Annotated in this window: 11 protein-coding genes and 1 pseudogene; 3 read left to right on the forward strand and 9 right to left on the reverse strand. The window is 67.6% G+C overall.

Features of this window, described 5'->3' with window-relative positions:
• The 4 genes and pseudogenes from HR086_RS41655 to HR086_RS41670 all read right to left on the reverse strand — a co-directional run.
• Window positions 1-728, reverse strand: a pseudogene (locus tag HR086_RS41655) (hypothetical protein); the annotation flags it as partial.
• Window positions 729-791: 63 nt separating this feature from the next.
• Window positions 792-1286 (reverse strand): hypothetical protein, encoded by a 495-nt coding sequence (locus HR086_RS41660; RefSeq protein WP_174460090.1) that lies wholly within the window; start codon window positions 1284-1286, stop codon window positions 792-794.
• 13 nt (window positions 1287-1299) lie between these two features.
• Window positions 1300-1803: a cupin domain-containing protein gene (locus tag HR086_RS41665; RefSeq protein ID WP_174468397.1), complete on the reverse strand. Its 504-nt coding sequence runs from the start codon at window positions 1801-1803 to the stop codon at window positions 1300-1302.
• A 16-nt stretch (window positions 1804-1819) separates the two neighbouring features.
• Window positions 1820-2599: a class I SAM-dependent methyltransferase gene (locus HR086_RS41670; protein ID WP_174468398.1), complete on the reverse strand. Its 780-nt coding sequence runs from the start codon at window positions 2597-2599 to the stop codon at window positions 1820-1822.
• Between the two features lie 107 nt (window positions 2600-2706).
• Between HR086_RS41670 and HR086_RS41675 the strand changes: the two genes are divergently transcribed.
• The 3 genes from HR086_RS41675 (at window position 2707) to HR086_RS41685 (ending at window position 4873) form a co-directional block, all read left to right on the forward strand.
• Window positions 2707-3993, forward strand: coding sequence for a citrate synthase (locus tag HR086_RS41675; RefSeq protein ID WP_174468399.1), 1287 nt, complete (start codon window positions 2707-2709; stop codon window positions 3991-3993).
• 58 nt (window positions 3994-4051) lie between these two features.
• A complete protein-coding gene (locus HR086_RS41680) occupies window positions 4052-4339 on the forward strand; it encodes a hypothetical protein (RefSeq protein WP_174460094.1) in 288 nt (95 codons plus the stop codon).
• Between the two features lie 237 nt (window positions 4340-4576).
• On the forward strand, window positions 4577-4873 hold the full coding sequence (locus HR086_RS41685; protein ID WP_174468400.1) for a hypothetical protein: 297 nt from the start codon (window positions 4577-4579) through the stop codon (window positions 4871-4873).
• Window positions 4874-4983: 110 nt separating this feature from the next.
• On the opposite strand, the gene ychF is transcribed toward HR086_RS41685, so the two are convergent.
• From ychF to HR086_RS41710, 5 genes are all read right to left on the reverse strand, one after another.
• Window positions 4984-6093, reverse strand: coding sequence for a redox-regulated ATPase YchF (ychF, locus tag HR086_RS41690; RefSeq protein ID WP_141647849.1), 1110 nt, complete (start codon window positions 6091-6093; stop codon window positions 4984-4986).
• Window positions 6094-6138: 45 nt separating this feature from the next.
• A complete protein-coding gene (atpF, locus tag HR086_RS41695) occupies window positions 6139-6690 on the reverse strand; it encodes a F0F1 ATP synthase subunit B (protein ID WP_141647850.1) in 552 nt (183 codons plus the stop codon).
• Window positions 6691-6817: 127 nt separating this feature from the next.
• Entirely contained in the window at window positions 6818-7051 is a 234-nt protein-coding gene (locus tag HR086_RS41700; RefSeq protein ID WP_141647851.1) for an ATP synthase F0 subunit C, read from the reverse strand.
• Window positions 7052-7188: 137 nt separating this feature from the next.
• Window positions 7189-8241, reverse strand: coding sequence for a F0F1 ATP synthase subunit A (gene atpB / locus HR086_RS41705; protein ID WP_174468401.1), 1053 nt, complete (start codon window positions 8239-8241; stop codon window positions 7189-7191).
• The coding region (locus HR086_RS41710; RefSeq protein WP_174468402.1) for a hypothetical protein at window positions 8241-8579 on the reverse strand (339 nt) is incomplete at its 5' end. The genes atpB and HR086_RS41710, both read right to left, overlap by 1 nt.

An 8579-nucleotide genomic window follows, 5' to 3' on the forward strand; every position in this document is an offset into this window, starting at 1 on the left:
TTGTTGCAGTTGCCGCCGCCGCCGCCGTTGAGCAGGTTGCCGCGCCCGGAGGCCGAGCCGAAGCGCTCCACCACCAGGCCCTCTCCCTTGTAGGAGCCGCCCAGGGTGGTGGAGAGGTCTCCTCCCTCGCAGGCCGTGCGGGCGGCGTTGTTGGTGAAGGTCCCACCCCGGAAGCCCGCGCCGTCGGCGTGGATGGCGCCGTTGTTTGTCAACGTGCCCGAGGCGAGGAAGGCCAGGATGCCTCCGCTGTTTCCATCCCAGGCAGGCGCCACGAGCGAGCCGGACGCCGCCACGCTGACGGTGCTGTATTCGGGCACCGTCACGACCTGGGCGCCCGGAGAGGTATAGGTGTACATGAGCGGCGCCGTGAGCCGGAGCACGGTGGGAGTGCCGACCGTCACCAGGGACACGCGCGCCAGCTCCCAGCGCCCCACGTCCCCGGGGCTCGTCTGGCCCGTGCTGCCCGAAGGAGTGCTGGACGGGAAGCCCATCGTCTGGTGCACCATCACCAGTCCCCCCGTCGGAGGTACCGTGGAGGTCTCCACCGCGAGCGTCGAGTCACCGCGCTGTGCGCCGGTCGGCAACCGCATCGCGGTGTTGATGATGGTGCGCGCGGTGTTGACGGTGAGGGCGCCGCTGCGAGCGTTGCCGAGACCAAAGGAGTCCGGCTCGGCCAGGACGGCGGAGGACCACAGCAGCAGGAGCGGCAGGCAGGGCGCTAAACGCATGTGCCCCCCATGCTGCCCCAGAACCTGGGATTACCGCGAGAGCATGCCAGGTCGTATCTGACGTCAGTCGACCGGACGCGTCAGCGCCCGTGCGTTTCGGGGCGCGAAGAAAGGCTGGCGCACGAGGCGCGGCAGGGTGGGCTTGTCGACACACCAGAGCTGGAGGGCGTCCTCCCATTCCCCCAGCTCGGCCACCGCGCGCACATCGGCGGCGTCGCGGTAGAGGTCATTGAGGTTGTGGACGAGGACGGAGAGGTCCTCCACCTCCCAACGCTCGGTGAGGTCTCCAGCCTGGACGTGCAGCTCCAGGACGGGGCGCTCACGGACATCCACGACCTTGAGGTTCCGCGCCGCGCCGCCCATGGCCAGGGTGAGGGGTCCCATGAGTTCGTCGGGGCGGACGCCGTATGCGACGGAGAGGCCGCCGATGAGCAGCCCCGCGTCACACAGGCGAAGCAAGGAGACGTGGGGCGGCTCGCCCCGGGGAAGCAGCTCCGTGGCGGCCTCGCGGTCCTTGAGGAGTCGCTCCCGGGTGAGCACGTCGAGCAAGGGGGACATGAGGGCGGTAACTCTATCGCTCCTCGCCGCTCCAGTAGTCCACCTCGGCGGAGAGGGGCAGGACGGTGTACAGGGTTCGCGCGGCCTTGTCGCCACCTGGGGCGGAGCCGGCGGTGACACAGACCTTCTTCGAGTCCGGGTACACCATGACGTCCGGCTCCACCATGGTGGAGAACGCGAGGTACCGGAGTGTCTCGGTGCCGTCGTTGACGAGTTGGTGCGCGCCCGTGGGGCCAATGGGGAGGGCCACGTAGTCGCCGGCCTGCACGGGCAGAGACGTGTCACCCAGGCGCAGGCGGCCGGTGCCGGAGAGGATGAAGTAGGCCTCTTCGTTGGCCAGGTGGAAGTGGAGCGGGAACGCGTGTTTGCCGGGTGCGAGTTCCATCAGGCTGCAGCCGAGCTTCTGTCCCTTCGCGGCGGCGCCGAGTTGCTTGCGCCGGTACGAGACACGGGGGCCCTGCGTGACTTCGGTCCACGGGAGCGTGGGCTCGTGGACGACGTGGGGATGTGAGGACATGGGGTGTGCTCCGGGTTCAGGGACGCGTGGCGATGAGGGCGAAGACGCGGTGGGGGATGTCGAGCGCATCGTGAGGAAAGCGCTCGGCGAGGAGTCGGGCGTGGGCGGCGTCGAAGCGCTCCACGTCATCCGGAGGCAGGGTGGCGCCAACCATGGCGCTGGCGCGGGAGCGGCCTCGCCAGGACTCGTGGGTGTAGGGCAGGAGCACGTCGAAGGAGAAGGTCTCCAGGGGCGTGAAGTCCGCGTCGCTGACGTCACGGAGCCACTGCGGGTAGAGGCCGACGCCGCAGCCGAAGCGAGCGTGGTCCGGTGGGTTGGGATTGAAGGCGTCCATGAGGGCCTCGGTGGCGGCGACGACGTTGCCGGGCAGGGATATCCAGTCGAGGTGCGCGATGACGAGCTTGCCGCCAGGAACGAGCAGGCGAGCGGCCTCGCGCGCGGCGGCGGGGCGGTCGAACCAGTGCCAGCATTGACCTGCCGTCACGAGGTCGAACGCGCCGGAAGGCAGGCCCGTGGCCTCGGCGGGGGCTTCGCGTGAGTCGATGGGCAGACCTGCCTCGAAGGCGAGCTGGCGCCCGGCCGCGAGCATGGACGCGGACACATCGAGCGCGGTGACCGAGCAGCCGTGTCGCGCGAGTCCTCGTGCGACGGTGCCAGTGCCGGAGCCGACATCCACGGCACGGAGTCCGGGGCGGAGGACGTTCTCTCGGGCCAGACGGGTGAAGAAGGCGTCCGGGAAGCCCATGCGGTGTTTCGAGTAGTCCTCGGACGTGCGACCAAAGTCGACGACAGGCATGACAGTGCTCCTCTCGCGTCGTCCCGAGTGCCGAGTGAGCCCAAGGGCTCACATCGACAATGGAATCGAGTCGAGTCGACAATGCGTGTTCAGGAGGTTGCGGAGATATGAGTAGACGCAAGGGTGGACGCTCTCAATCTCGATTCGACCATCGACCCGAGGAGGAGCTCGTCACGGCGGTGGAGGCGGCGGCGCTCCTGGGGGTGAAGCGGGCGACGCTGTACACGTACGTGAGCCGAGGGCTCGTGCGCTGCGTGCCCGAGCCGGGGACGAAGGAGAACCGCTATGTGCGCTCGGATTTGGAGCGCCTGAAGACAAGGCATGACGCACGTGCGGGGCACGCGGCGGTGGCCTCGGGGGCGCTGCGCTGGGGTGAGCCGGTCATCGACTCGTCGGTGTCACAGGTGGGCGCGGAGGGGCTGGCGTACCGGGGACACTCGGCGGTGGCGCTGGCGCTGGCGGGGCGGAGTCTCGAAGCGGTGGCGGAGTTGCTGTGGACAGGGAGGCTCCCGGAGCAGGACCCACGGTGGGAGAGGGAGGAGCCACCGTTTCCACCGTCGGAGCTGGCGAGACTGTTGCCGCGAGACACACCTCCGGTGGCAGCGCTGTCCGCACTGGTGCCACTGCTGGCGGCCAGGGATGTGGTGCGCTTCGCCGCGCCGCCCGAACAGGAGAAGGCACGAGCGCGACGATTGCTGCGTCAGTTGGCGGCATGGGTGTGCGTGGCGCATGCACCAGGGCGGGTAGCTCGGGCACTGCGGGCGGGAACGGTGGCGGAGTCACTGGCGCTGGCGTGGGACACCAAGGTGAAGCGAGCACCGGAGTTGCTCAATCGCGCGCTCGTGTTGTGCGCGGACCATGAGCTGAATGTGTCGACCTTCACGGCGCGGGTGACGGCGTCATCGGGAGCGGACCTGTACGCATGCCTGTGCGCGGCACTGGGAGCGCTATCGGGTCCAAGGCACGGTGGTGCGTGTGACAGGGTGGAGGCGCTGTTGACGGAGGTGGGGAAGCCAGAGCGCGCGGCGGCCGTGGTGTACGAGCGGCTGCGCCGAGGCGAGGCAGTGCCCGGCTTCGGCCACCAGCTGTATCCCGAGGGAGACCCAAGGTCGCCGCCCATCATCGAGGCGGCAAGGGAGGTACGACCGGAGGCGCCGAGAGTCAAAGTGGCAAGAGCGGTCCAGGAGGCGATGACAGAAGCGGGACACCCAGCGCCGTCAGTGGACCTGGGACTGGTGATGCTGGCGGATGCGCTGGGCCTGCTCCCGGGAGCGGCGGCGACAATCTTCGCGGTGGGACGCGCGACGGGATGGGTCGCGCACATCCTGGAGCAAAGGGAACAAGGCCACCTGCTCCGCCCCAGGGCCCGCTATGTGCAATCGCCTCGGCAATGACTTCTCTTCCTACTCATGCTGCTGAGCAGACCTGGATGTTTGAATCGGAGAGCGTGGGATGAAGCCCCTGCACATCGTGGTGGCCCTCATCATCTTCGCGGCCTGCGTGGTCCTGTCGTGGCCCTACTGGATATTCGTTTCCAGAACCGACACAGGCGTCCCCCGTGGATTCTATGCCTGCGGCCCATTTGAAGAAGAGGGCACACTGCGCGTTCGGTATTGCATCGTCGGTGTCGACGGAATCATCCTGCGCGATGAGCGCACCGCGAGCGGTCGGACTGAACGCATCTGGTATTTGAATGCGAATGGCCGGACAGAATACGCCAGAGAGGTCATCAACCCATGAATCATCTGGGCTTGATGAACAAAGCCATTCCGAGACATACGCACAAGGCCTTTCGCTAAAGCCAGGCAACGAAGTCCGGCAATCTGACCGTCCTCATCCCAGAGTCGTGTCAGCCCGATAAAGAACACTGACCACCCGACAGAAACACGGCCTGTATCCTGAACAAGGATGTCGCCTTCCCGCCACCCCGCGCACTCCCAGGTTGGCCGCACGCTCCACACGGTGGACACTGCGCCCGTGGACCCACGACGCGCCTATCCCCGATTCGCCATCGCCTCCCTCTTGGGCAACGTCGCCTTCCTCGCCTCCTGGGGTGTCCTGCTCTCACGCCCCTCTGGATGGCTCGTGGCAGGCCCCATCCTCCTGGCCCTCTTCGTCATCCTCCGCGTGGGCGGCATGTGGCTCTACGCCCGCCAGCAGACGGAAGGCAGCCAGCGCATCCGCCGCGCCGCCATCTTCACCACCCTGCTCGCCTTCGTCGGCGTCGGCCTCTGGGTCCTCACCGCCGTGCGCGGCCCCACCATCAGCTTCTGACGCCGCCCCCCCAGAAACGCCTCGCGGGCGCTCCCAGAAGGCCCCAAGGCCCTCCAGAACGCGCCCGCGCGGTACATCAGCTCGCGGCCTCAGAGGGCCGCGTCAGCCCGTCACACGTTGAAGCGGAAGTGCATGCAGTCGCCGTCCTGCACGACGTACTCCTTGCCCTCCATCCGCAGCATGCCCTTCTCCTTCACCGCGGACTCACTGCCCAGCTTCACCAGGTCCTCCCAGCGCATCACCTCGGCCTTGATGAAGCCGCGCTCGAAGTCCGTGTGGATGACGCCCGCCGCCTGCGGCGCCTTGTAGCCCTTGTGAATCGTCCAGGCGCGGCACTCCTGCTCGCCCACCGTGAAGTATGTCCACAGGCCCAACAGCGTGTAGCCCGCCCGCACCACCTTGTGCAGACCCGGCTCCGTCAGCCCCGCGCTCTCCAGGAAGCCCGGGCGCTCGGCCTCGGGAAGCTGCTGGATTTCCGACTCCAGCGCCGCCGCGAGCACCACCACGTCGAAGCCCTCCTTCGCGGCCATCTCCTTCACCGCCGCGACGTGCTTGTTGGCGTCTTCCTTCCCAATCTCGCCCTCGCCGATGTTCGCCACGTACAGCACCGGCTTGTCCGTCAGGAGGAACAGGTCGTGGATGACGGCCTTCTCCTCCTCGGTCAGCTTCTGCGCCCGCACCGTGATGGCGGCATCCAGCCCGGCCTTCACGCGGTCCAGCAGGGCGACCTCGGCCTTGGCCTCGTCACCGGCCTTGCCGCCCATCTTCGTGTTCTTCAAGGAGCGCTCGCGGCGCTTCTCCACCGTCTCCAGGTCCTTGAGGCACAGCTCCGTGTCGACCACGTCCCGGTCCCTCACCGGATTCACCCCGCCCTCGACGTGGGTGACGTTGTCGTCCTCGAAGCAGCGCAGCACGTGCAGCACCGCGTCCACCTGGCGGATGTTGCCCAGGAACTGGTTGCCCAAGCCTTCGCCCTTGGAGGCGCCGCGCACCAGGCCGGCGATGTCCACGAACTCCAGCGACGTGGGGACCTTCTTCAGCGGCTTGATGAGCTCGGAGAGCTTGTCCAGCCGCTCGTCCGGCACGGGCACCACGCCCACGTTGGGCTCGATGGTGCAGAAGGGGTAGTTGGCCGCCTGTGCGCCCGCGGCCGACAGCGCGTTGAACAGGGTGGACTTGCCCACGTTGGGCAGCCCGACGATTCCGATGGATAGCGCCATGGTGATTCCCTGGAACACGCGCGCCGGGGGGCGCGCTTCCCCGAACTAGGCCGACCGGCGGACGCCGGCGTTGCCGGAGCCGCTCAGCGGAAGGCCCTTCACGAACTGCTCGGCCAGCGCGCGGTGCTTGCTGTCGTCCATGCGCTCGCCGATGAGCTTGCCGGCCACATCCATGGCCAGGTCCACCGCCATGGCGCGGACCTCGGCGATGGCCTTCGTCTTCTGCTCGTCGATTTCACGACGCGCGCTCAGCTTCAGCTCCTCCGCCTCCTTGCGGCTCTTCGCCATCAGCTCCTCGCGGAACTTCTCCATCTCCTGCTGGTTGCGGCGCGTCTCCTCGGCGGCCTGACGGCGGGCCTCGGAGATGGCCGTCTTCTGGTCGGCCAAGAGCTTCTCCGCCTCGGCGCGCTCACGCTTGGCGCTCTCGATGGCGGCGGAAATCTGCTTCTCACGCTCCTCGACCAGCTGAAGGATGGGTCCCCACGCCTTCGCCTTCAGGACGAAGAACACGATGACGAAGGTGACAAGGGTCCAGAAGATGAGGCCCGGCTGGACGCTCACGAGGCTGCTGGCGGCGAGGACGTTGGGCAGGAACATGGTGGCGTGTCCGGCGTGAGGGAGGAGACAGCGAGGGAGTCTTCAGGGTGAAACAGCCTGCGAAGAGGCACCGGCACCCGCGATGTGACCCGCGAGCACCGGCGCTTCCCAGGCACCTGCGTTGAAACTAGGCGGTCTTGGTCGCCAGCAGAACGCAAACAACCAGCGCGAACAGCGTGGCGCCTTCGATGAGGGCCGCGGCGATGATCATCGTGGTGCGGATGTCGCCACCGGCGGCGGGCTGACGGCCCGTGGCGTCCATGGCGGCGGCGGCGAGCTTACCGATGCCGAGCGCGGCACCGATGATGGACAGGCCAGCGCCGAAACCGGCGGCGAGGAAGGCAAGAGCGAGGTTGGTCATGGCGGTGCTTCTCTTTTCTAGCGAAGGACCCACTTGTGGGGGGGTCGTGATTCCCTTCAGGACTACCTCTGACGGCCTTTCGAACCGCCAGGTCTTCTACGCGGGGCGCTCGACTGCTCGCGCCCCGCTAACCTGTCTCAGGCGTGCGCCTTGCCGTGGTCGTGGCTGCCGCCCAGCTCGGAGTGGCCGTGGCCGTGGCCGTGGTCATCCGCGTGGCCGTGGTCGTCGTGGTGATGGCCCGTGGCCACCGCCATGCCGATGAACAGCGCCGACAGCAGCGTGAAGACGTACGCCTGCACGAAGGCCACGAACAGCTCCAGCAGGTAGATGGCGAACGCGAAGGGCACGCTCACCACCGCCACCGCGGGATGGCCGAGGATGAAGATGAGGCCGATGAGGAAGAAGAGGACGATGTGGCCCGCCAGCATGTTGGCGAACAGACGCATCGTGAGCGCGAAGGGCTTGGAGATGAGCCCGAGGATTTCCACGGGGATCATGATGATCCACAGCGACCAGTGCACGCCGCCCGTCAGGTGCTTCAGGTAGCCGCCCAGGCCCGCCGAGCGGATGCCCGCAGCCTGCGTCACGAAGAAGGTGCACAGCGCCAGGCCGCACGTGACGGCCAGGTTGCCGGTGGCCGTGGCCATCCAGGGGACGAGGCCCAGCAGGTTCATGAAGAGGATGAAGAAGAACGCGGTCAGCAGATACGGCACGTAGCGCGGGCCGTCCTCCTTGCCGATGTTCTTGATGGCCATCTCGTCACGAACGAAGAGCACCAGCATCTCGATGAGGTTGGCGCCCGTACCGCGCGGCACCAGCTTCGTCTTGTCGCGGCTGCTCCAGATGAAGATGGTGGCCAGGAGCAGCAGCGCCGCCAACCACATCATCACCGTGTGCTTGGTGATGGAGAGGTCCAGGCAGCCCGCCATCAGCCCCGGCCAACCCGTGGGCGCCACCAGCCCGTGGTCCGTCATCACCGGCTCGCAGCTGCCGATGCGCAGCGGCGGAATCGCGCCCAGGTGGATGGGCTGGCTGAGCGGGACCTCGAGCTCGAAGTCGTTCGTGTCCGCGACGTGGTGGAGGATGTAGTCCGGAACACTCGGCTCGCTTCCCTCACCGTGGCCCCCGGACTCCGAAGCCCACGCCGTGGCCACGAACAGAGAGGCGAACAGCACCATTGCCTTGCGCATCACTCGTCTCCGCCCGCCGCGCCCTTGGACGCGGCCATCACGTAGCTGACTTCAATCCATTGCAGCGCGAAGTAGACGCCAAAGAAGCCGGCGATGAACGGCACCGGCTGCAGACCTCGCGAAATCATCCCCAAGAGCCCCACCAACACCGCCACCGCCCGCAGGCCGAAGACCACCGCCACCACCTTCATGGCCGCCTTCAGGTCTTGCTTCACCGCCCGCCGCTTCAACAACAGCGCCACCACGCCCGTCACCGCCGCCAGACCCACACCCCACAGCGCCGACACCCGGTTTTCCACCACCGTCGGCAACAGCCCCGCCACGGCCGCGCCCACCAC

The sequence above is a fragment of the Myxococcus sp. CA039A genome, assembly GCF_013336645.1.
In the GTDB taxonomy this organism is placed as follows: Bacteria; Myxococcota; Myxococcia; order Myxococcales; family Myxococcaceae; genus Myxococcus; species Myxococcus llanfairpwllgwyngyllgogerychwyrndrobwllllantysiliogogogochensis.